The 20,795-nt window shown below is 72.3% G+C and carries 21 protein-coding genes; 11 read left to right on the top strand and 10 right to left on the bottom strand.

From position 1 onward, the window contains the following. Positions 1–226: 226 nt before the first annotated feature. Positions 227–1,090 (bottom strand): response regulator transcription factor, encoded by an 864-nt coding sequence (locus tag ACN6LD_RS14590; RefSeq protein ID WP_445043367.1) that lies wholly within the window; start codon positions 1,088–1,090, stop codon positions 227–229. 124 nt (positions 1,091–1,214) lie between these two features. On the opposite strand from ACN6LD_RS14590, the gene ACN6LD_RS14595 reads away from it, so the two are divergent. Together ACN6LD_RS14595 and ACN6LD_RS14600 are read left to right on the top strand one after the other, a co-directional pair. Next, on the top strand, positions 1,215–2,882 hold the full coding sequence (locus ACN6LD_RS14595; RefSeq protein ID WP_445043368.1) for an AMP-binding protein: 1,668 nt from the start codon (positions 1,215–1,217) through the stop codon (positions 2,880–2,882). Then, on the top strand, positions 2,879–4,588 hold the full coding sequence (locus ACN6LD_RS14600; protein WP_445043369.1) for an AMP-binding protein: 1,710 nt from the start codon (positions 2,879–2,881) through the stop codon (positions 4,586–4,588). The genes ACN6LD_RS14595 and ACN6LD_RS14600 overlap by 4 nt, the downstream gene beginning before the upstream one ends. Positions 4,589–4,702: 114 nt before the next feature. Here ACN6LD_RS14600 and ACN6LD_RS14605 read toward each other — a convergent pair whose 3' ends face one another. Then, positions 4,703–5,599, bottom strand: coding sequence for a hypothetical protein (locus ACN6LD_RS14605; protein WP_445043370.1), 897 nt, complete (start codon positions 5,597–5,599; stop codon positions 4,703–4,705). A 247-nt stretch (positions 5,600–5,846) separates the two neighbouring features. Here ACN6LD_RS14605 and gcl point away from each other — a divergent pair, with 247 nt between their 5' ends. After that, positions 5,847–7,631, top strand: coding sequence for a glyoxylate carboligase (gcl, locus tag ACN6LD_RS14610; protein WP_319195503.1), 1,785 nt, complete (start codon positions 5,847–5,849; stop codon positions 7,629–7,631). A 320-nt stretch (positions 7,632–7,951) separates the two neighbouring features. On the opposite strand, the gene ACN6LD_RS14615 is transcribed toward gcl, so the two are convergent. The 3 genes from ACN6LD_RS14615 to ACN6LD_RS14625 all read right to left on the bottom strand — a co-directional run bounded on the left by ACN6LD_RS14615 (position 7,952) and on the right by ACN6LD_RS14625 (position 10,470). Further along, a complete protein-coding gene (locus tag ACN6LD_RS14615; RefSeq protein ID WP_319195501.1) occupies positions 7,952–8,191 on the bottom strand; it encodes a hypothetical protein in 240 nt (79 codons plus the stop codon). 519 nt (positions 8,192–8,710) lie between these two features. After that, on the bottom strand, positions 8,711–9,601 hold the full coding sequence (locus ACN6LD_RS14620) for a 2-hydroxy-3-oxopropionate reductase (protein WP_445043371.1): 891 nt from the start codon (positions 9,599–9,601) through the stop codon (positions 8,711–8,713). Between the two features lie 38 nt (positions 9,602–9,639). Beyond that, positions 9,640–10,470, bottom strand: a complete 831-nt coding sequence (locus ACN6LD_RS14625; protein WP_445043372.1) for a TIM barrel protein — start codon at positions 10,468–10,470, stop codon at positions 9,640–9,642. 263 nt (positions 10,471–10,733) lie between these two features. On the opposite strand from ACN6LD_RS14625, the gene ACN6LD_RS14630 reads away from it, so the two are divergent. The 6 genes from ACN6LD_RS14630 to ACN6LD_RS14655 all read left to right on the top strand — a co-directional run bounded on the left by ACN6LD_RS14630 (position 10,734) and on the right by ACN6LD_RS14655 (position 14,910). Beyond that, the gene (locus ACN6LD_RS14630; protein WP_445043373.1) at positions 10,734–11,015 is read left to right on the top strand and encodes a hypothetical protein; all 282 of its coding nucleotides are present in this window, start codon (positions 10,734–10,736) and stop codon (positions 11,013–11,015) included. 56 nt (positions 11,016–11,071) lie between these two features. Then, positions 11,072–11,383 (top strand): helix-turn-helix domain-containing protein, encoded by a 312-nt coding sequence (locus ACN6LD_RS14635; protein ID WP_319197617.1) that lies wholly within the window; start codon positions 11,072–11,074, stop codon positions 11,381–11,383. 154 nt (positions 11,384–11,537) lie between these two features. After that, positions 11,538–12,047, top strand: coding sequence for a 2-oxo-4-hydroxy-4-carboxy-5-ureidoimidazoline decarboxylase (gene uraD, locus ACN6LD_RS14640; protein WP_319197609.1), 510 nt, complete (start codon positions 11,538–11,540; stop codon positions 12,045–12,047). A gap of 8 nt (positions 12,048–12,055) precedes the next feature. After that, entirely contained in the window at positions 12,056–12,454 is a 399-nt protein-coding gene (gene uraH, locus ACN6LD_RS14645) for a hydroxyisourate hydrolase (RefSeq protein ID WP_266726168.1), read from the top strand. A 5-nt stretch (positions 12,455–12,459) separates the two neighbouring features. Continuing rightward, positions 12,460–13,407, top strand: a complete 948-nt coding sequence (gene pucL, locus ACN6LD_RS14650; protein WP_445043374.1) for a factor-independent urate hydroxylase — start codon at positions 12,460–12,462, stop codon at positions 13,405–13,407. A gap of 123 nt (positions 13,408–13,530) precedes the next feature. Next, a complete protein-coding gene (locus ACN6LD_RS14655) occupies positions 13,531–14,910 on the top strand; it encodes an 8-oxoguanine deaminase (RefSeq protein ID WP_445043375.1) in 1,380 nt (459 codons plus the stop codon). A 169-nt stretch (positions 14,911–15,079) separates the two neighbouring features. On the opposite strand, the gene ACN6LD_RS14660 is transcribed toward ACN6LD_RS14655, so the two are convergent. Further along, positions 15,080–15,685 (bottom strand): 3'-5' exonuclease, encoded by a 606-nt coding sequence (locus ACN6LD_RS14660; RefSeq protein WP_319197614.1) that lies wholly within the window; start codon positions 15,683–15,685, stop codon positions 15,080–15,082. Between the two features lie 44 nt (positions 15,686–15,729). Next, positions 15,730–16,521: a helix-turn-helix domain-containing protein gene (locus tag ACN6LD_RS14665; protein ID WP_445043376.1), complete on the bottom strand. Its 792-nt coding sequence runs from the start codon at positions 16,519–16,521 to the stop codon at positions 15,730–15,732. Positions 16,522–16,617: 96 nt separating this feature from the next. Between ACN6LD_RS14665 and ACN6LD_RS14670 the strand changes: the two genes are divergently transcribed. Further along, positions 16,618–17,469, top strand: a complete 852-nt coding sequence (locus ACN6LD_RS14670) for an NAD(P)H-binding protein (RefSeq protein ID WP_445043377.1) — start codon at positions 16,618–16,620, stop codon at positions 17,467–17,469. Positions 17,470–17,539: 70 nt separating this feature from the next. Here ACN6LD_RS14670 and ACN6LD_RS14675 read toward each other — a convergent pair whose 3' ends face one another. The 3 genes from ACN6LD_RS14675 to ACN6LD_RS14685 all read right to left on the bottom strand — a co-directional run bounded on the left by ACN6LD_RS14675 (position 17,540) and on the right by ACN6LD_RS14685 (position 20,057). Continuing rightward, positions 17,540–17,962 carry an acyl-CoA thioesterase gene (locus ACN6LD_RS14675; protein WP_445043378.1) on the bottom strand — a complete coding sequence of 141 codons (423 nt, stop codon included), beginning with the start codon at positions 17,960–17,962 and terminating at the stop codon, positions 17,540–17,542. 104 nt (positions 17,963–18,066) lie between these two features. Next, positions 18,067–18,702, bottom strand: a complete 636-nt coding sequence (locus ACN6LD_RS14680; protein ID WP_319189888.1) for a hypothetical protein — start codon at positions 18,700–18,702, stop codon at positions 18,067–18,069. 146 nt (positions 18,703–18,848) lie between these two features. Next, positions 18,849–20,057, bottom strand: a complete 1,209-nt coding sequence (locus ACN6LD_RS14685) for a pyridoxal phosphate-dependent aminotransferase (protein WP_319189886.1) — start codon at positions 20,055–20,057, stop codon at positions 18,849–18,851. Positions 20,058–20,143: 86 nt separating this feature from the next. On the opposite strand from ACN6LD_RS14685, the gene ACN6LD_RS14690 reads away from it, so the two are divergent. Then, complete coding sequence (locus ACN6LD_RS14690; RefSeq protein ID WP_319189884.1) at positions 20,144–20,782, top strand: winged helix-turn-helix transcriptional regulator; 639 nt, start codon at positions 20,144–20,146, stop codon at positions 20,780–20,782. Positions 20,783–20,795: the final 13 nt, after the last annotated feature.

Raw genomic sequence — 20,795 nt, forward strand, 5'->3', positions numbered from 1 at the left:
GTGTCCGGGCCAAATTCTAGGCAATGACTCTTTGAAATTCGGAGGCGGATCGTGGTGAGGGATATAACAACGTGACGCATACGGAAATTCATGGCAACGGTGAGTGAATGGTTCTGTGTCGTGAGGGGCCTCCTTGGCCGGATGTGATCGCTGCCTCCGCCGTGCTCCGACCGCCGCGCCCGGACGTCTCCCGCACCCCGGTCGAGGGGCGCGGCGGCCGCTCGCGCTACGGCAGCAGACCCGCCCTGCGGGCCGCGACCACCGCCTCTCCCCGGGTGTGCGCGCCCAGTCTGCGCATCGCCGACCTCAGATAACCCTTGACCGTCTCCACCCGCAGCCCGAGCCGCTCGGCGGCCGCCCCGTTCGTCGCCCCCGCGGCCACGCACGCCAGCACGTCCAGCTCACGCGGGGCCAGGACGACCGGCTGTCCCGCAGGCTCCCGCGGCGGCCCCGGGGTCAGCAGCCCGCAGGCGTCGAGGAGGTCGGCGCGCAGCGCGGGGTCGGTGATCCGCGGGGCCAGGGCCCGCAGGGCCGCGTGCGCCTCGCGCACCTGCTCCCAGCCGGCCGCCCCGTCCGGGCCCGCCGCGCCCCCCTCGCCCGGGACGACGCCCGGCCCGGCCGCCGTCAGCAGCCCGCGCACCTCGTCCGCGACCGCCAGCGCCTGCTCCACGTCCCGTGCCGCCTGCGCCGCCGCGGTCAGCGTGCGGTCGCCGAGCGGCTGCGCCGTGCGCAGGGCCCCGTACAGCACCCCGCGCACCCGGCGCCGGACGACCACCGGGATCGCCAGCACCGAACGCAGCCCCTCCTCGGCGACGGCCGCGTCGTACTCGTGGCTGATCTGCCGGGAGAGCGAGTAGTCGGTCACCGCGCACGGACGGGCCAGCGCGACCGCCTTGCCGCCGAGTCCGTTGCCCGCTGTCACGGCCAGCCCGCGCAGCGCGAGACCGGTCGCGCCGCTGAACTCGCTGATCCGCATGCGCTGCCGCCCGGGTTCCACCAGACCGCCGAAGGCGACCGGCAGCCCGGTCTCCCGGCGCAGCCGCATCAGCGCGCCGCGAATCTCCACCGTTCCGGTCGCGTCTGCTGCCACGTTCTCGCCCTTTCCGCGCGGCGTGGTGCCGCACACCCCCGTTCGGGGGTAGTGAGACCTGCATCACGGATTACACGATGTCGGAGAGCCGCCCGGCAATGGTCCGGCACCGAGGAGGACACAGATGACGGCGACGGAGCTCTTCCGCAGAGCCCGCGACTTCCTGCTGGAACACCGCGAGGACTACGCAACCGCTTACGAGCGTTTCGAGTGGCCCCGACCCGAACGGTTCAACTGGGCCCTCGAGTGGTTCGACGTCATCGCCGACGCCAACGAGCGCACCGCCCTGCACATCGTGGAGGAAGACGGTTCCGAAACGCGTCGCACCTTCGCCGAGCTGTCGGAGCGCTCCGACCGGATCGCGAACTGGCTGCGCGGCCGCGGGGTGGTCGCCGAGGACCGCATCCTCGTCATGCTCGGCAACCAGGCCGAACTCTGGGAGACGGCGCTGGCCGCGATGAAACTGCGCGCCGTCGTCATCCCGGCGACGCCGCTGCTCGGCCCCGCCGACCTGGCCGACCGCGTGGAACGCGGCCGGGTCAGGCACGTCGTCGCCCGGTCCGCTGACGCCGCCAAGTTCGACGAGATCCCCGGGGCCTGCACCCGCATCGCGGTCGGCGGCGCGCCCGAGGGCTGGCAGCGGTACGAGGAGGGGTACGACGCCCCGGCCGGATTCACGCCGGACGGCCCGACCCTCGCCGACGACCCCCTGATGCTCTACTTCACCTCCGGCACGACCGCCCGGCCCAAGCTGGTGGAGCACACCCACACCTCGTACCCGGTCGGCCACCTGTCGACGATGTACTGGATCGGGCTGCGGCCCGGCGACGTCCACCTCAACATCTCCTCGCCCGGCTGGGCCAAGCACGCCTGGTCCAACCTCTTCGCCCCGTGGAACGCGGAAGCAACCGTTTTCATCCACAATTACACCCGTTTCGACCCGGTCCGGCTGATGGCGGAGATGGACCGGGCGGGGGTGACCACGTTCTGCGCCCCGCCCACCGTCTGGCGCATGCTCATCCAGGCCGACCTCACCCAGCTGCGCACTCCGCCCCGCGAGGCGGTGGCCGCGGGCGAGCCGCTCAACCCCGAGGTCGTCGAGCAGGTCCGCCGCGCCTGGGGAGTGACCGTACGGGACGGCTTCGGCCAGACCGAGACCGCCGTGCAGATCGCCAACGGCCCCGGCCAGGAACTGAAGACCGGCTCGATGGGCAGGCCCGCCCCCGGATACCGGGTGGAGCTGCTCGACCCGGTGTCGGGCGCGCCCGGCGCGACGGAGGGTGAGATCGCCCTCGACCTGTCCGAACGGCCGGTGGGCCTGATGACCGGCTACCACGGTGACGCCGACCGCACCGCCGAGGCGATGGCCGGCGGCTACTACCGCACCGGAGACGTCGGAAGCCGTGACGAGAACGGTTACCTCACCTACGTGGGACGCTCCGACGACGTCTTCAAGGCGTCCGACTACAAGATCAGCCCCTTCGAGCTGGAGAGCGCCCTGCTGGAGCACGCGGCGGTGGCGGAGGCGGCCGTGGTCCCCGCCCCGGACGAGCTGCGCCTCGCGGTCCCCAAGGCGTACGTCGTCCTCGCCGAGGGCTGGGAGCCGGGCCCCGACACCGCGAAGGTGCTCTTCGAGCACTCCCGCGATGTGCTCGCCGCCTACAAGCGGATCCGCCGTCTGGAGTTCGCCCCGCTGCCCAAGACCGTCAGCGGCAAGATCCGCCGCATCGAGCTGCGCGAGGCGACGGCTGCGGGCTCCGCGGACGAGTACCGCGAGGAGGACTTCCGGTGAGCGGGGTGAGCGGGATGAGCGGCCCGCCGTCCACGCCGCAGAGCGGGTCCGGGACCGCTTCCGCGCCCGCCTCGCCGTCCACGCCGCAGGCCGGCCCCGGGACCGCCCCCTCGTACGCCCACGGGACGAGCACGACCGCGCTGCTCGGGGACACCATCGGGCAGAACCTGGACCGGGCCGTGGCGGCCTGGCCGGACCGCGAGGCACTGGTCGACGTGCCGTCCGGCCGGCGCTGGACCTACGCACGGTTCGGCGCGGACGTCGACCGGCTGGCGTACGCGCTGCTCGCGAGCGGGGTCGCCAAGGGCGACCGGGTGGGCATCTGGGCGGTCAACTGCGCGGAGTGGGTGCTGGTCCAGTACGCCACGGCCCGGGTCGGCGCGATCATGGTGAACGTCAACCCGGCCTATCGCACGCACGAGGTCGAGTACGTCCTGCAGCAGGCCGGGATCTCCCTGCTGTTCGCCTCCCTCAGCCACCGGACGAGCGACTACCGGGCGATGGTCGAGCAGGTGCGCGGCCGATGCCCGCAGCTGCGGGAGACGGTGTACATCGGTGATCCGAGCTGGGCGGCGTTCCTCGGGCGCGGCGCCCAGGAGCGGCGCGGGGAACTGGCGGTCCGGGCGGGCGAGCTGTCCTGCGACGACCCCGTCAACATCCAGTACACCTCGGGCACGACGGGCTTCCCCAAGGGAGCCACCCTCTCCCACCACAACATTCTCAACAACGGTTACTCCGTGGGGGAGGCGATCGCCTACAGCGAGCAGGACCGGATCTGCGTTCCGGTGCCCTTCTACCACTGCTTCGGCATGGTGATGGGCAACCTCGCGGCCACCTCGCACGGCGCGTGCATCGTCGTCCCGGCGGCGGCCTTCGATCCGAAGGCCACCCTGGAGGCGGTCCAGCAGGAGCGGTGCACCTCCCTGTACGGGGTGCCGACCATGTTCATCGCGGAGCTGAACCTGCCCGACTTCGCGGCGTACGACCTGTCGACGCTGCGCACCGGCATCATGGCGGGCTCGCCGTGCCCGGCGGAGGTGATGAAGAGGGTGGTCGCCGAGATGAACATGGCGCAGGTGTCGATCTGTTACGGCATGACCGAGACCTCGCCCGTCTCCACCCAGACCCACCGGGACGACGATCTGGAACACCGCACCGGCACCGTCGGCCGTGCCCTGCCGCACATCGAGGTGAAGGTCGTCGACCCGGTGGACGGTGTGACCCGGCCGCGCGGCGTCCCCGGCGAACTCTGCACCCGCGGATACAGCGTGATGCTCGGTTACTGGAACGAGCCCGAGAAGACCGCCGAGGTGATCGACGCGGGACGCTGGATGCACACCGGGGACCTGGCAGTGATGCGGGAAGACGGTTACGTGGAGATCGTCGGCCGCATCAAGGACATGATCATTCGAGGTGGGGAGAACATCTACCCGCGCGAGATCGAGGAGTTCCTGTACGGCCACCCCGGGATCAGGGACGTCCAGGTCGTCGGCGTCCCGCACGAGAGGTACGGCGAGGAGGTCCTCGCCTGTGTGATCCCGGCGGACCCGGCGGACCCCCTGACGCTCGACGAGCTGCGCGCGTACTGCGAGGGCCGGTTGGCGCACTACAAGATCCCGAGCAGGCTGCAGATCCTGGACGCCTTTCCCATGACCGTGTCGGGGAAGGTGCGCAAGATAGAGCTGCGCGAGAAGTACGCCCTCTAGGGCCGCCGCCGCGCACGCCGCCCACGCAGCGGATGCCGCGCACGGCAGCGGATGCCGCCCACGCAGCGGATGCCGCGCACGGCAGCGGACGCCGCGGATGCCGCGCACGCCGCGTCAGCCGCCTCGGGCGTCGAGGGCGTCGGCCGTCGCGTTGACCGGCTGCGGGGTGCCGGTGAGGTCCAGCACGAACAGCGGAACGCGCAGCTGGTCGGCGCGGGCGCGGGCGTCGTCCGCGTATCCGGCGAGCGAGAAGTAGACGCACTCCGCGGACTCCGTCATGGCCGTCAGCCACAGGCACTCCACGTCCCGCAGCGAGGCGGGCCGCACGCTCGGGTCCACCTGGGCCAGGAACCCGCGGGAGGCGAGGCCGATGCCGGAGGTGGGGCGCTGGTCGGCCCGCCGGACGTCCTCGTGGCCGAGCCAGTTCAGATAGAGCGCCGCCGCGGTGACCGCGTCGCGCGCGGTGCGGATGGCGACGGGACGGAAGGCGCTTCGCTGCGCGCCCGGCGTCGTCGTGGCCGGCGTCTGCGGCTGCGAGGTCTGCGGCCGGGCTTGCGGTGTCGGCGTCCGCGAGGTCCCGGAACGCGTTCTCGGCGTCGGTTCGCGGCCGGGCGGTGCGGGCGTCGACGACGAGGATGCCGACGAGGACGCCGGATCCGGGCTCGGTTCGACGGCGGGGTCCGCGCTGGAGTGGCCCGCGGAGTGGCCCCCGGAGGGGGCTGCGGACGGGTCGGCGTGCGCGTCCGCGGGTGGGCCGGTCACGGGGAGGCGCACCGCCGTTCCGCATGCGCACCCCAGTTCGGGGTGCGGCCACTGGTCCCGGCGCCCGCACGCGGGGCATCGCAGGGCGATCCACTCGTCGTCCCACGACCGGTGCGCGACGACGCTCGGGGCCGTCCCCCGGTCGAGCACCGGCGTGACGGGGGCGCCGCACGCGCACGGATAGGACGGCGCGGTGAAGTGGTGCTCCCGCCGACAGGCCGGGCAGCGCACCGGCACGCTCTCGGACATGGCCCCCATCGTCCTCCTTCGGCCCCCGCCTGTCCGTCTCTTGACGACCTTCGCGCCTCCATTTACATTTCTTCCAGATAGCAGAAAAGAGTTTCCGCATCATGGAATAAATGACGAGGGGGTCTGCGGGAAGCGGCAGAAACAGGCAAAAACAAGCGGAAACACAGGGAAGGGCTCACCGCGGGGCGCGACGGGAGAGCGAATCCGACAGCTGAACCATCTGAAGCAGTCGAAGCAGGAGTACTCCATGGCTCGTATGACCGCTGCCCGTGCGGCAGTCGAGATCCTCAAGCTCGAGGGCGTCACCAGCGCGTTCGGCGTCCCCGGCGCGGCGATCAATCCCTTCTACGCGGCGCTCAGGGCCGCCGGGGGCGTCGAGCACACGCTGGCCCGTCATGTCGAGGGCGCTTCGCACATGGCCGAGGGCTACACCCGCACCCACCCGGGCAACATCGGGGTCTGCGTCGGCACGTCGGGCCCGGCCGGCACCGACATGATCACTGGGCTGTACTCCGCCATCGGCGACTCGATCCCGATCCTGTGCATCACGGGCCAGGCGCCGACCGCCGTGCTCCACAAGGAGGACTTCCAGGCCGTCGACATCGCCGCCATCGCCGCCCCGGTGACCAAGATGGCGGTCACCGTCCTGGAGGCCGCTCAGGTTCCGGGCGTCTTCCAGCAGGCGTTCCACCTCATGCGCTCCGGCCGGCCGGGCCCTGTCCTGATCGATCTGCCCATCGACGTCCAGCGGACGGAGATCGAGTTCGACCCGGACACGTACGCGCCGCTGCCCGTGTACAAGCCGGCCGCGACCCGCCCGCAGATCGAGAAGGCCCTGCGGATGCTGAACGCGTCCGAGCGGCCGCTGATCATCGCGGGCGGTGGCGTCATCACGGCCGACGCCACCGAACTCCTGCTGGAATTCGCCGAGTTGACGGGCATTCCGGTCGTCCCGACCCTGATGGGCTGGGGTGCGATCCCGGACGACCACGAGCTGAACGCCGGCATGGTCGGTCTGCAGACCTCGCACCGTTTCGGCAACGCGACGTTCCTGGAGTCCGACTTCGTCCTCGGCATCGGCAACCGCTGGGCCAACCGCCACACCGGCCGTATCGACGTCTACACGGCCGGCCGCACCTTCGTCCACGTCGACGTGGAGCCCACCCAGATCGGCAGGATCTTCGCCCCGGACTACGGCATCGCCTCGGACGCGAAGGCGGCGCTCGGGCTCTTCGTCGAGGCGGCGCGGGAGTCGAGTGCGGCGGGCGCGCTGCCCGACCGCTCCGCGTGGGCGGCCGCCGCGCAGCACAAGCGGGCGACCCTCCAGCGGCGTACGCACTTCGACGACATCCCGATCAAGCCGCAGCGTGTCTACGAGGAGATGAACAAGGCCTTCGGGCCCGAGACGCGGTACGTCAGCACGATCGGTCTGTCACAGATCGCGGGCGCCCAGATGCTGCACGTCCACCGGCCGCGGCACTGGATCAACTGCGGCCAGGCGGGGCCCCTCGGCTGGACGATCCCGGCGGCGCTCGGCGTCGCCAGGGCCGACCCGCAGGCGCAGGTCGTCGCCCTGTCCGGGGACTACGACTTCCAGTTCATGATCGAGGAGTTGGCGGTCGGCGCCCAGCACCGGATCCCGTACGTCCATGTGCTGGTCAACAACGCCTACCTGGGGCTGATCCGGCAGGCGCAGCGGGCGTTCGACATCGACTTCCAGGTCAAGCTGGAGTTCGAGAACGTCAACGCGCCGGAACTGGGCGTCTACGGCGTCGACCATGTGAAGGTCGCCGAGGGGCTGGGCTGCAAGGCGATCCGGGTGACGGACCCGGCCGAGCTGGGAGCCGCCTTCGAGCAGGCCAAGAAGCTCGCGGCCGAGTTCCGGGTGCCGGTCGTCGTCGAGGCGATCCTGGAGCGCGTCACCGACATCGCGATGAGCGTCACCAACGACATCGGCGCCGTCGTGGAGTTCGAGGAACTCGCCACCGAGCCCGGGCACGCGCCGACCGCGATCAGGACGCTGAAGGCCTGATGGCCTGGGGGCCTGAAGGTCTGGGGGTCTGGGGGCCGTAGGGCCTGAACGTCTGAAGGTGCGACCGGACGCACGGTGTGGGAAGGGGCGGGCCGTCCTGAGGACGCCCCGCCCCTTCCGCGTCCGTCCCCCTCGGACGCGCGGGGTCCGCCGCCCCCGTGTCGGCGGATCCCGCGTGCCCACAATGTGCCCTGTCCGGGGGGAGGTTGAAGCCTGCGGACCAACGTTCAGAGGTTGATTTGAGGTTGCGGGGCCGGGCCGGCCCTCGACGGCCCCGCCCCGACCGCCTCTGCGACCGCCCTTCGGACCATCGCCCGGCACTACTCCTCGTGCTGCTCCTGCGACAGTCCCGGCCAGTCGTCGGGGCCGCCGCCCTGCCATTCGACGAGGTCGCTGCGCTCCACCGCGGTCCGGTCGAGGTCGGCCAGGCGCAGGAGTTCGACGACGTCGTCGAAGTGCGAGGCGACCCCGAGCGCGGCATCGTCCGAGGTGACCCGGCGCGACCCGTCCAGCGCCGGCGGATGAACCACGATGTGCGGATGTCGCGTCGGATCGCCCATGCTCCCAGCGTCCTGCGTCGGCGGCCCGTCCGCATGTCGGCGCACGACACGGCAAGGGGCGGCCAGGCTCACGACGTGCGGCGCTCCCCGTCCAGCGTGGGGCCGGCGGGGAGCCCTGGGCCGGGCTCGGCCGCCCGGCGGCGCGAGGCCGGGCGCGACGAGACGTTCGCGCCGCCGGACGGGGCTCGGCGACGATCCGGGACCGCGGCGGGTGTGACGGATCCGGTCGGCCTTCCCTCAGGTCGGGAAGGGCGGAGCGGGTCCTCGACCACCGCACTGGCTCACACGCCGCCGCGGTCCTGGCTTGCCCGCACGATGCCGGCCGGTCACCCCTCGTCGGGGCCGGTCGGGCCGGTGCGGGCCGCTCGAGTGCTCGCCTGCGGCGATGTCCGCCGCCGGTGAGCCGGTGTCGACAGTGGTTCGGTGGTTTCCGGGCGGCGCCGCCGCCTGGGCGCGACAGGACAGATGTCGGCGGCGGCGCCGCCCGGAAGCAGAGGGGGCGGAGAGGGGCGGAGAGGATCAGACCCGTGCGCCGGACAGGCGCTCCACCGTCCGCAGCAGGGCGGAGTGGTCCAGCCCGCCGTCGCCCTGTGCCCGCAGGCTCGCGACCAGCTGGGCGACCACGGCGCCCACGGGCAGGGCGGCGCCCACGTTGCGGGCGGCGTCGGTGACGATGCCCATGTCCTTGTGGTGCAGGTCGATCCGGAAGCCCGGCTCGAAGTCCCGGCGGAGGAAGTTGTCCTTCTTGCGCGTCAGGACGGTCGAGCCGGCCAGGCCGCCGCCCAGGACGTCGAGGGCCGCCGCGAGGTCCACGCCCGACTTCTCCAGGAAGACCACGGCCTCCGCGCACGCCTGGATGTTGACGGCGACGATCAGCTGGTTGGCGGCCTTCACGGTCTGGCCCGAGCCGTGCGGGCCGCACAGCACGACGGTCCTGCCGAGCGCCTCGAAGACCGGCCCGGCCTCGTCGAAGTCGGCCTGCTCGCCGCCGACCATGATGGACAGCACCGCCTCGATCGCGCCTGCCTCGCCGCCGGACACCGGGGCGTCGAGCACCCGGATGCCCTTGCCGGCGGCGGCCTTCGCCAGGTCGACGGAGGTCTGCGGGGTGATCGAGGACATGTCGATCAGGAGCGCGCCGGACCGTGCGTTCTCGAGGATGCCGTCCGGGCCGTAGGCGATGGCCTCGACCTGCGGCGAGGCGGGCACCATCGTGATGATCACGTCGGCGTCCCGTACGGCCTCGGCGAGGGACCCGGCCGCGGTGCCGCCGGCGGCCGCCAGACGGTCCAGCTTGTCCTGTTCCAGTGTGAAGCCCGTGACGTCGTAACCCGCCTTGAGCAGGTTCTCGGACATGGGGGAGCCCATGATGCCGAGGCCGATCCAGGCGATCTTGGGGAGGGTGGTCATGCGGGTGCCTCTCTGACTGCGATGCGATGGCGGGACGTTCAGCGCGCTGCGCGCGGGAGCCACTCGAAGGCCTCGGAACTCGGCCTGTCGCCCGGCTTGTACTCGAGGCCGGTCCAGCCGTCGTAACCGGCCTTGCGCAGCCGGCCGAGGAGCTCCTCCAGCGGGAGCGCACCCGTGCCGGGCGCGCCGCGGCCCGGAGCGTCGGCGATCTGCACATGTCCGGTCGCCGAGGCGTACCGTTCGATCACCGCCGGCAGGTCCTCGCCGTTCATGGACAGGTGGTAGAGGTCCATCAGGAACTTCGCGTTGGCCAGCCCGCTCGCCTCGTTGACCCGGTCGACGACGCCGACCGCGGCCGACGCGCTCACCAGCGGATAGCGCGGCGACTCGGGCCTGTTCAGCGCCTCGATCAGCAGGATCGCGCCGATCCGGTGGGCCGCCCGGGCCGCGAGCACCAGGTTCTCCAGCGCGAGCGCGTCCTGTTCGGCCGGGTCCACGCCGTCGACCCGGTTGCCGTAGAGCGCGTTGAGCGCCGTGCAGCCGAGCGAGCCGGCGAAGTCGGCGGCCACGTCGACGTTGGCGCGGAACCGGTCCGATTCCGCGCCGGGGACCGACAGCGCGCCGCGGTCCGGGCCCGGGAGCCGCCCGGCGTAGAAGTTGAGGCCCGTGAGCCGGACGCCCGCGTCCTCGATCGCCTTCCCGAGCGCGTCGAGCTCGGACCGGTCGGGGGTGGGGGAGTCGATCCAGGGCCACCACAGCTCGACCGCGGTGAAGCCGGCCGCGGCGGCGGCCGCGGGGCGCTCCAGGAGCGGGAGTTCCGTGAAGAGGATCGACAGGTTGACGTTGAAGCGCTGCTCTTCGAAGCCCATGGGGTTCCGCGCTCCCTTCCGTGTCGAGTATTTCCGTAATGCGGAAGTTAGTTTCTGTCTACCGGAAGATTGCCGTCGGGTGGCGGGGATTGTCAAGGGGGTGGGGAGTGCGGGGGCCCGACCTGCCGTCGGGTGGCGGCGTTCCCGTCGGCGGTCGGGCGCCGTGCGCCTGCCGGACTCCCGGGTGAGTGTCGGCCGGGTCCGTTAGGGTCGGGGTCCGGGCGTCGTCGGCCCGGTCCCGTTCGGAGAGGTGTGGGGGCGCGATGCGACTGAAAGTGGAGTTCACCACCGAGCCCTTCGATCTCGAGGAGGCGCCGGCGCACGCGCTGGCCGCCCGCGCGGTGATCGAGGCGGCTGCCCTGGACGCGGTGGACGTCGGCCCCTTCGGCAACACCGCGGAGGGCGCCGCCGAGGCCGTGCTCGCTGCCGTGGGCGACCTGCTGCGCGCGTCCCTCGGAGCCGGCGCCACCCGGATCTCGCTGCAGGTCAACGTCATCGGGGACGCTCCGGACGCGACCGGCGACGCCGTCGGGGCGGGCCGGTGACCGCCGCCGACGGCGACGACGCCTTCATCGCGGCCGTGAAGCCGCTGGTCGACGCGATGGGCGGCGAGATGCTCCCGCCGGACGAGGCCGGGGTCGAGGACGTCGTGCTGACCTGGCAGGGCGTCGAGGCCGTAGCCGTGCGTCTGCCGCAGCTCGCCGACTCCCTCGACCACATCCTGGCCGCCATGGAGCGCAGGAAGGGCAAACCCCTCGCCGACCTGGACCGCAAGGCCAAGCAGGAGGTCGTGCGGATACTCGAGGCGCGCGGCGCCTTCTCCGTGCGGCACGGCGTGGAGACGGTGGCGAGCGCGCTCGGGGTGAGCCGCTTCACCGTCTACAACTACCTCAACCGGGACAAGGGCGCCTGAGCGGCCCGTAGGCGGACGCGGGGGCGAAGGCGGACGCGGAGCGGTTCGTCACCCAGAATTTTCAACAAAGTGTTGACGTAGCGTCGTCGGGGGGCGTTAGCTGGCGACAGCCCGCTCAAGCACGAGGCCGCCGTCCGCGGCCATGGAGGCTTCCGTGACGTCGACTTCCCCGTCCCCGGGCCTGGCCCGGTTCAACGCCCTCGAGGAGTCCGCGGCCCTCGCCGCGCTCCATGAGGCGTGCGCCTCGACGGCCTGGGCGAACCGACTGCTCGCGGCCCGCCCCTACACCGCCGCAGACCGCCTCTACGCGGTGAGCGACGCCGCCACGGCCGATCTGACCGACGCCGACCTGGCGGAGGCGATGGCCGGACACCCGCCGATCGGCCGCCCCCTGCCGGGCGATGCCACCTCGGCCCGCGAACAGCGCGGCATGGACTCGGCGCCCGAGGAGCTCAGGGCGGAGATGCTCGAACTCAACCTGGCCTACCAGGAGAAGTTCGGCCATGTCTTCCTGATCTGCGCCACCGGTCGCACCGGGGAGCAGATGCGCGACGCGGTCAGGGAGCGCCTCGGCAACGCGCCGGAGCGGGAGCGCGAGATCGTCCGCACCGAACTGGGCAGGATCAACCGTATCCGCCTCGCCCGACTCGTCGAAGAGGACTGAGACCCGCCATGAGCACCAGCACCACCGCCTCGGTGTCCACCCACATCCTGGACACCTCCGCAGGCCGCCCCGCCGAGGGCGTCGCCGTCCGACTCCTCGCCCGCCCGGGCCGGGACGCCGACTGGCAGGCGCTCGGCGGCTCCGCGACCGACGCGGACGGACGGTGCAAGGACCTGCCGGCGCTGCCGGAGGGGACCGCCCACGTACGGCTCGACTTCGCCGTGGAGCCGTACTTCGAGAACAAGCGAGCCGATCCGCAGCAGGACGCCCCCGCGCATCGGGACAGCGGCGCCCCGGCGGTGTTCTTCCCGGAGGTGGCGATCACGTTCGCCGTCGTGCCGGGCGAGCACTACCACGTGCCGCTGCTGCTCAACCCGTTCGGCTACTCCGTATACCGAGGGAGCTAGCAGACATGGCAGACCACCCCCGCCCGGGCCGCCCCGTGCTTCTGGGACAGAACCAGTACGGCAAGGCCGAGAACCGGGTCGTGAAGATCACGCGGGACGGCGCCACCCACCACATCAAGGACCTCAGCGTCTCCGTGGCGCTGAGCGGCGACATGGACGAGGTCCACTACTCCGGCTCGAACGCCAACGTCCTGCCGACCGACACCACCAAGAACACGGTGTACGCGTTCGCCAAGGAGCACGGCATCGAGTCCGCCGAGCAGTTCGGCATCCATCTCGCCCGGCACTTCGTGACCTCGCAGGAACCCATCAGGAAGGCCCGGATCCGCGTCGAGGAGTTCGCCTGGGAGCGGATCGACACCTCCGGCACGGCCTCCGGACTCCCCGGCGCGGACGACCCCAGGCACTCGTTCGTCCGCAAGGGCCAGGAGACCCGGCTCACCCAGATCACCTACGACGGGTCGTCGTGGGAGGTCGTCTCCGGCCTCAAGGACCTGGTCGTGATGAACTCGACGGACTCCGAGTTCTGGGGTTACGTCAAGGACAAGTACACGACGCTTCCCGAGGCCCACGACCGCATCCTGGCCACCCAGGTCTCCGCCCGCTGGCGCTTTCGCTGGTCGGACGACGCGCAGCCGGCGCCGGACTGGGAGACGTCCTACGAGCAGGTGAGGAAGCACATGCTGCAGGCCTTCGCCGAGACGTACTCGCTGTCGCTCCAGCAGACCCTGTACGAGATGGGCTCGCGGATCATCGACCGGTGCGACGAGATCGACGAGGTCCGCTTCTCGCTCCCGAACAAGCACCACTTCCTCGTCGATCTGCAGCCGTTCGGGCTGAAGAACGACAACGAGGTGTACTACGCGGCCGACCGGCCCTACGGCCTGATCGAAGCCACGGTCCTGCGGGACGGCTGTGCGGCGAGGATCCCGGTGGACCTCACCAACCTCTGACCGCCCCCACCTTTTTCGGCACCCGCGGCCGGGGGAACCCGCCCTCGCCCGGCCGCGGCACTCAAAGCTCCCGGGTCCTGCCGTGCCCCCTCCCCACAGTCCGTTCAGCGAAAAGGACGCACCATGGCAGCAGTCGAGCGCATCGTCATCGAGAACGCCGCGATCGCGACCGTAGACGCCCAGGACACCGAGCACGCGGACGGCCATGTCGTCCTCGCCGGCAACCGCATCGAGTCGGTCGGCGCGGGCAGGGCCCCCGAAGGCCTGGAGAACGTCGTACGCCGCATCGACGCGGCCGGACACCTGGTCACGCCCGGCCTGGTCAACACCCACCACCACTTCTACCAGTGGATCACCCGGGGACTGGCCACCGACCACAACCTCTTCGACTGGCTCGTCGCGCTCTACCCCACGTGGGCGCGCATCGACGAGCGGATGGTCCGCGCGGCCGCCCAGGGCTCCCTGGCGATGATGGCCCGCGGCGGCGTCACCACCGCCATGGACCACCACTACGTCTTCCCGCGGGGCTCCGGCGACCTCTCCGGCGCGATCATCGGGGCCGCACGGGACATGGGCGTCCGGTTCACCCTCGCCCGCGGCTCCATGGACCGCAGCGAGAAGGACGGCGGCCTGCCCCCGGACTTCGCGGTGGAGACGCTGGACGGCGCCCTGGCCGCCACCGAGGAGACCGTCGCCGAGCACCACGACGCCTCCTTCGACGCGATGACCCAGATCGCCGTCGCCCCGTGCTCGCCCTTCTCCGTCTCCACCGAACTGATGCGCCGAGGAGCCGAGTTGGCCCGCCGGCTCGGCGTGCGCCTGCACACCCACGGCTCGGAGACGGTCGAGGAGGAGAAGTTCTGCCACGAGCTGTTCGGGATGGGCCCGACCGACTACTTCGAGTCCACCGGCTGGCTCGGCGAGGACGTGTGGATGGCGCACTGCGTCCACATGAACGACTCCGACATCGACGCCTTCGCCCGCACGGGGACCGGCGTCGCCCACTGCCCGTCGTCCAACGCCCGGCTGGCGGCCGGCATCGCCCGCGTCCCCGACATGCTGGCGGCCGGCGTGCCGGTGGGCCTGGGCGTCGACGGCACCGCGTCCAACGAGTCCGGCGAACTGCACACCGAACTGCGCAACGCCCTGCTCATCAACCGGCTCGGAGCGCACCGCGAGGCCGCGCTGAACGCCCGTCAGGCGCTGCGCCTCGGCACCTTCGGCGGAGCCCAGGTGCTGGGCCGTGCGACGCAGATCGGCTCCCTGGAGCCTGGCAAGCTCGCCGACCTGGTCCTGTGGAAGCTGGACACCCTCGCGCACTCCTCCATCGCCGATCCGGTGACCGCGCTGGTCTTCGGCGCGGCGGCCCCGGTCACCGCCTCCTTCGTGAACGGCCGTCAGATCGTCGAGAACGGACGGCTGTCGACCGTCGACGAGGACGCCGTCGCCCGCTCGACCCGCGAAGAGGCCCGGCGGCTGGCAGGGATCGCCGCGCAGGGCTGACCCGCCGAAGACTCCGGCCGAGGGGGACGGCCCTCGGCCGGATGCCGTACACCCGCGTGGTGCACGGCGGCCGTGACCGGGGCGTGCGCGGGACGCGCGCGCCCCGGAACGGTCCCGGGCCGTCCTCGCCGCCGGGCGGCCGTCCGCACCGTCTCCCGGGCGCGGGGGATCACCGGGGTGACCCGGGCCCCTGCCAGGCCATGAGGTTCGCGAGAAGCTCCGCCTGCTCGACCGCGTCGTCCAGCGCGTGGTGCGTGTGGGGGCGCCGGGGCAGCAGCTCGGCCGGCATCGTCCGCTTGGCCACCGCCCGCAGCGGCACCCCCGCCTTGACGGCGTACAGCGTCTTCATGTCGAGGCAGCCGGAATGACCGAACGGACTCTCCCCGGTGAAGCGGATCAGGTACCAGTACAGGAACGTCCAGTCGTACGAGGCCGGGTAGCCGCACATCACCGGCTGCGCGCCTTCGCCGACCTCCCGCACCCACCGGCTGAACTCGGCGAGCGCCGACGCGGGGTCCCGCCCTTCCCGGAGCAGGCGGCCACGGTCGAGCCCGCTCACGGCGAGCGCCTCGGGAACGAACCGGTCGCTGATCGGCCGCAGTTCACGGTAGAAGGTCTGTCGGGCGGGGTCGGCCGCGGTGAATCCGTCGGCGTCCTGCCGGCCCGCGACCGCGGCGCCCAGGCTCAGCAGCGAGTACGGCCCCGGGATCGGTCCGTCCGCCTCGACGTCCACCGAGATGTAGAGGCTGGGTCTCACTTGTCTTCGTGCGGTCATGGAGCCGGATCCTCGCAGGCCCATCGGGTGTCCGGCATCCGAATTCAGGGCCGCCGCGGCGCCCGGCACGGCGTGGCCCGGGGCAGCCGGCCGGTGAAGAACGCCGTCGGCGGGACGCCCATCAGGCTGCGGAAGTCGGCGGTCATGTGCGATTGGTCGTAGTAACCGGCGTCGGCGGCGAGTTGTGCCCACGGGGCGGAGGCCGCGTGCGTGAGGAGGTGACGGACGCGGTCGATGCGGGCGTAGTGCTTGGGGGAGACCCCGACGCCTACGGCGAAGAGGTTGCGCAACTGGCGTTCGCTCACGGCGAGTTCGCGCGCGACGTCGCGTACGGCGGCGGGGGCGCGGTCCGGGCGGGTGGACAGCGCGTCGACGGCGGCCCGCAACAGGCGTTCGCGCGGACCGTCCACCGGCGGCGGCAGCAGGTCGGCGAGGCGGGCGGTGATGTCCTGCGGTTCCCCGACGGTCAGTTCGCGGACCAGGCGGCGAGCGGCCGGGGCCGGCAGATCGTCGGCCGGCACCGCCCGGCCCACGAGATCCCCCGCCGGCACCCCGAGCAGCGGCCCCACCGCCCCCGGCGCCAGGCGCAGTTGCGTGCACGACACCAGGCGCTCGTCCGGATCGGCGTGATACGTGGCGCGCGTGCGCGGTCCGACGACCAGCGCGTCGCGCCGGCCGTTCCCCGCGACGCGGACCACGACCTTGGTCGCCGTGTCCGGCACGTGCGTGTAGGCGTCCTCGGGCGCGCGGTCGACGACGACGTCGCCGATGCCGTCGATCCAGGTGCGCAGCGCTGAGGGAGCGGGCAGGGGCTGCTCGGCCAGGGCGTTCGTCACGCCTCCACCGTAGACGCGCGGCAGCGGTGTGCGGGCGGCCGAAGCGTGCCGGAATCTCCTAGAGCCGGGAGGGCGGCGGCCGCCACCGTGGTGGTCATGATTCTTGTGACCGGTGCTACGGGCACCATCGGCGGCGCACTCGTACGACACCTGGCGGCGCGCGGCGAGAAGGTGCGCGCCCTGACCCGCGATCCCGCGAAGGCCCGGATGCCCGCGGGCGTCGAGGTGGTGCGCGGCGACTACCTCGACCCCGCCTCCCTGGAGGCCGCGATGTCCGGGGCGCGGGCCGCCTTCCTGGTGGGGCTGCCCGGGCCGTCCGCGCAGCACGACGGGCCGCTGGTGGGGGCGGCCCGCGCGGCCGGCGTGGGCCGGCTGGTCAAGCTGTCCGCGATCGGCACCGGCGATCCCGGGCTGGGGCCCACCGGGCAGTGGCACGTCGAGGGCGAGCTGGCGGTCCGGGAGAGCGGCGCCGAGTGGGTCGTCCTGCGGCCCTCCTCCTTCGCCTCGAACACGCTGAGCTGGGCGGAGGCCCTACGGGCGGGGGAGCCGGTGCCGAACATGAGCGGCGACGGACTCCAGGGGGTCGTCGATCCGCGCGACGTCGCCGAGGCGGCCGCCGTCGCCCTCCTCGACGAGCGCCGGGCGGGCCGGACGTACACGCTGACCGGGCCCGAGACGATCAGCGTGCCCGGCCAGGCCGCCGTGCTCGCCGGGCTGCTGGGGCGGCCGGTGACGACCCGTGACCTCGCGCAGGACGAGGTGCGCGCGTTCGTCCTGGACCGCTGGCGGGACGAGGCCGTCGCCGACGGCGTCGCGACGGGTTCCGCGTACGTCCGGCGGGGAGGCAACGCGGTCGTCACCGAGGACGTGCCCCTGCTGCTGGGTCGGCCGGCGCGGACGTACCGCGCGTGGGCAAGGGATCACCGGGAGGCGTTCGGGGCGGGGTGACGGGGCGGGGCTTCGGGCGCCCCCTTCGGGGGCCGGGCGAGGGTCGCGGGGGCCGCGGGGGCCGCGGGCCCTAGAGTCCGAACAGGGCCGGTTCGGTGGCCAGTTCCTTGAAGTAGTCCTGCGGGTTCGCGACCATCCGGCGCTTCTTCAGGTCCAGCAGGCCGCCGACCGAGCTCAGTTCGGCGGCGACCGTGCCGTCCGCCCGGGTGATGGTCTGCTGGATGCGGAACGTCTTGCCGCCGCCCCACTCGAAGACGCAGGACACGTCGACCTCGTCCCCGGCGAGCAGTTCGCGCCGGTAGCGGATGGCGGTCTCCAGGGCGACCGGGCCCACGCCTCTGCCGATCAGACCGGCCTGGCTTATGCCCGCCGCCTGCAGCAACGACCAGCGAGCGTGTTCCGCGTAGTTGATGTACACGCTCTGGTTGAGGTGTCCCTGCACGTCGGTCTCGTATCCGCGGACGGTGACCCTGACGGAAAACGGCTCGCTCACTGCTTCCCCTTCTCGTCGACGAGCACGCGATGCCCTGTTCATCGGTGCCGTGTGCCTCGGTGCACCGACCACCGATGCACCGGGAACCGATCTTGGCATGTCCCTCACATCCGGCGGGGGGAAGCCAGCAGATAGCGCGCTCTCGTCCGGGGATCGGTGTGCTCGCCGACCTGCCAGCCCGCCCCTTCCAATGTCGCCGCGCAGGCTCGCAGCGTCGCGTCGTCGGGTCCGTGCACGGCGACCGCCTCCGGCTGCGGGGTGGCCCGTACCCGGTAGCCGTCCCCTCCTGCGGGTCCGGCGGGGCGGTGCCCGGCCGCCTCCAGGGCCAGCGCGGCCGCACGCACCAGATGCGCGCGCTCCCAGCCGCAGGGACGGTCCGTGCCGCCGTCCGTGTTGGTCATCCGGCGCAGCTCCAGCAGTCCCTGCCAGGCGCTGTGCACCTCGCGGACCCTGGCCGGTCCCGCCGTCCGGGCCGTCTCCTCGCCGCCGACGCGCGCGGCGAACACCTCCGCGCCGCTCTCCGCCTTCGGCGGGACGGCGGCCGGCGGTTCGGGCACGGCCTCCCGGACGCGGTGGCCCGCCGGGGTGAGGAAGCAGTCGTGCGGCGGCCGCGGGTGCCGGAACGCCAGCCCGTGCCGCACCAGGGCCGCCAACTGCGCCTGGGTGCCCCGCAGCCGCCCGGTGACGGGCTCGGCGGCGTCGATCACCCGCCGCTGCGCCGCGGTCGGCGGTCGTGTCACGGCCTGCTCCCTCCCGGCGACGGGCCACGGGCCCCCCGCAGGTCCCCGTAGGTCTCCCGTGCGTCTCGTCGCGTCTCACCTGCTGCGTCCGAGGCTACGACGCGGGTCTGACATTCCCGGCGGCGATCGCCGGCCGCCCGGCGCCGCTACTGGCGGTAGCCGCTCAGGAAGCGGCCGATCCGGCCGATGGCCGCCTCCAGGTCGTCCGCGTGGGGGAGGGTGAGGATGCGGAAGTGGTCCGGGGCCGGCCAGTTGAAGCCGGTGCCCTGGACGACCTGGATCTTCTCCCGCAGCAGCAGGTCCAGGACGAACTTCTCGTCGTCGTGGATCTTGTGCACCTTGGGGTCCAGGCGGGGGAACGCGTACAGGGACCCCTTGGGCTTCACGCAGGACACGCCCGGGATCTCGTTGAGCTTCTCCCAGGCCACGGTGCGCTGCTCGTGCAGGCGGCCGCCGGGCGCCGTCAGCTCGTGGATGGACTGGCGGCCGCCGAGCGCGGCCTGGATGGCGTACTGGGCGGGCGCGTTGGCGCACAGCCGCATGGACGCCAGCATGGTCAGGCCCTCCAGATAGTTCCTGGCGTGCTGTTTCGGACCGGTGACCACCAGCCAGCCCGACCGGAAGCCGGCCACCCGGTAGGTCTTCGACAGCCCGCAGAAGGTCAGCACGACCAGGTCGGGGGCGAGCGCCGCGACCGAGTGGTGCACGGCGTCGTCGTACAGGATCTGGTCGTAGATCTCGTCGGCGAAGACCATCAGGCCGTGCCGGCGGGCGAGGTCGAGGATGCCCTCGATGATCTCCTTCGGGTAGACCGCGCCGGTGGGGTTGTTGGGGTTGATGATGACGACGGCCTTGGTGCGGGCGGTGATCTTCGATGCCATGTCGTCCAGGTCCGGGTACCAGTCGGCCTGTTCGTCGCAGAGGTAGTGGACGGCCTTGCCGCCGGCGAGGGTGGTGACGGCCGTCCAGAGGGGGAAGTCGGGGGCCGGGATGAGGATCTCGTCGCCGTCCTCCACCAGCGCCTGCACGGCCATGGAGATCAGCTCGGAGATGCCGTTGCCGAGGAAGACGTCGTCGACGCCGACCTCCAGGCCCAGCGTCTGGTAGCGCCCCGCCACCGCGCGGCGGGCCGACAGGACACCGCGCGAGTCGGTATAGCCGTGCGCCCGGGGGAGCATCCGGATCATGTCCTGGAGGATCTCCTCCGGCGCCTCGAACCCGAAGAGCGCGGGGTTGCCGGTGTTCAGGCGCAGGACGCTGTGGCCCGCCGCCTCCAGCGCGTCGGCGTGCTCGATCACCGGGCCGCGGATCTCGTAGCAGACCTCGCTCAACTTGTTCGACTGCCGGAACTCCATGCGCGCTCGCCCCTCCGGTTGGTGTGTTGCTTGGTTTTACCAAGTTCCCGCTTGGAAAGTCCAACGACATGTCTAGACTGCGTGCCATGTCACCTCGCCGAAGCTACGACCAGTACTGTTCCGCCGCGCGCGCCCTCGACGTCGTCGGCGACCGCTGGACCCTGCTGATCGTCCGGGAGCTGCTCGCCGGCCCGCGCCGCTACACCGACCTGCACGCCGACCTGCCGGGTGTCAGCACGGACGTACTCGCCTCACGGCTGAAGGACATGGAGCGGGACGGGCTGACCACCCGGCGCAGGCTGCCCCCGCCGGGAGCGGCATACGTCTACGAACTCACCCTCCGCGGCGAGGAGTTGCTGCCGGTGCTGCAGGCCCTGGGGGCGTGGGGGGAGGGCGAGCTCGGTGAGCGGCGGCCCACCGACGCCCTGCGCGCCCACTGGTTCGCGCTGCCCCTGCTGCGCGGCCTGCGGCACGGCGGGGTGGACGAGGGGCTGGTCGAAGTACGGCTGGAGGAAGGCGCGTTCCACCTCTATGTCGGGGACGCGCCGGGGCCGGTCTACGGCGACGGCCGCGCCCCCCGGGAGCCCGACGCGCTGCTCACCCTGGACGCCGATGCCGCCGCGGCCGTCGCCCGGGGGGAGCTGGGCGTCCTGGACGCCGTGCGCGTCGGCCGGATCGAAGTGGCCGGCGAGGGCCCGCCGGCGAAGGCGCTGCGGGCAGCATGAGACGGGGCCCGCT

This window comes from Streptomyces sp. SAS_272, from assembly GCF_052543235.1.

What these genes read in the sequence shown, in the direction of transcription:
- ACN6LD_RS14615 (WP_319195501.1), bottom strand. Translation starts at nt 8,191, where the DNA reads ATGGGCGATCCGACGCGACATCCGCACATCGTGGTTCATCCGCCGGCG.
- uraH (WP_266726168.1), top strand. Translation starts at nt 12,056, where the DNA reads ATGAGCACCAGCACCACCGCCTCGGTGTCCACCCACATCCTGGACACC.
- ACN6LD_RS14685 (WP_319189886.1), bottom strand. Translation starts at nt 20,057, where the DNA reads ATGGAGTTCCGGCAGTCGAACAAGTTGAGCGAGGTCTGCTACGAGATC.
- ACN6LD_RS14635 (WP_319197617.1), top strand. Translation starts at nt 11,072, where the DNA reads ATGGGCGGCGAGATGCTCCCGCCGGACGAGGCCGGGGTCGAGGACGTC.
- ACN6LD_RS14660 (WP_319197614.1), bottom strand. Translation starts at nt 15,685, where the DNA reads ATGACCGCACGAAGACAAGTGAGACCCAGCCTCTACATCTCGGTGGAC.
- gcl (WP_319195503.1), top strand. Translation starts at nt 5,847, where the DNA reads ATGGCTCGTATGACCGCTGCCCGTGCGGCAGTCGAGATCCTCAAGCTC.
- ACN6LD_RS14670 (WP_445043377.1), top strand. Translation starts at nt 16,618, where the DNA reads ATGATTCTTGTGACCGGTGCTACGGGCACCATCGGCGGCGCACTCGTA.
- ACN6LD_RS14595 (WP_445043368.1), top strand. Translation starts at nt 1,215, where the DNA reads ATGACGGCGACGGAGCTCTTCCGCAGAGCCCGCGACTTCCTGCTGGAA.
- pucL (WP_445043374.1), top strand. Translation starts at nt 12,460, where the DNA reads ATGGCAGACCACCCCCGCCCGGGCCGCCCCGTGCTTCTGGGACAGAAC.
- ACN6LD_RS14620 (WP_445043371.1), bottom strand. Translation starts at nt 9,601, where the DNA reads ATGACCACCCTCCCCAAGATCGCCTGGATCGGCCTCGGCATCATGGGC.
- ACN6LD_RS14605 (WP_445043370.1), bottom strand. Translation starts at nt 5,599, where the DNA reads ATGTCCGAGAGCGTGCCGGTGCGCTGCCCGGCCTGTCGGCGGGAGCAC.
- ACN6LD_RS14630 (WP_445043373.1), top strand. Translation starts at nt 10,734, where the DNA reads ATGCGACTGAAAGTGGAGTTCACCACCGAGCCCTTCGATCTCGAGGAG.
- ACN6LD_RS14690 (WP_319189884.1), top strand. Translation starts at nt 20,144, where the DNA reads ATGTCACCTCGCCGAAGCTACGACCAGTACTGTTCCGCCGCGCGCGCC.
- ACN6LD_RS14655 (WP_445043375.1), top strand. Translation starts at nt 13,531, where the DNA reads ATGGCAGCAGTCGAGCGCATCGTCATCGAGAACGCCGCGATCGCGACC.
- ACN6LD_RS14625 (WP_445043372.1), bottom strand. Translation starts at nt 10,470, where the DNA reads ATGGGCTTCGAAGAGCAGCGCTTCAACGTCAACCTGTCGATCCTCTTC.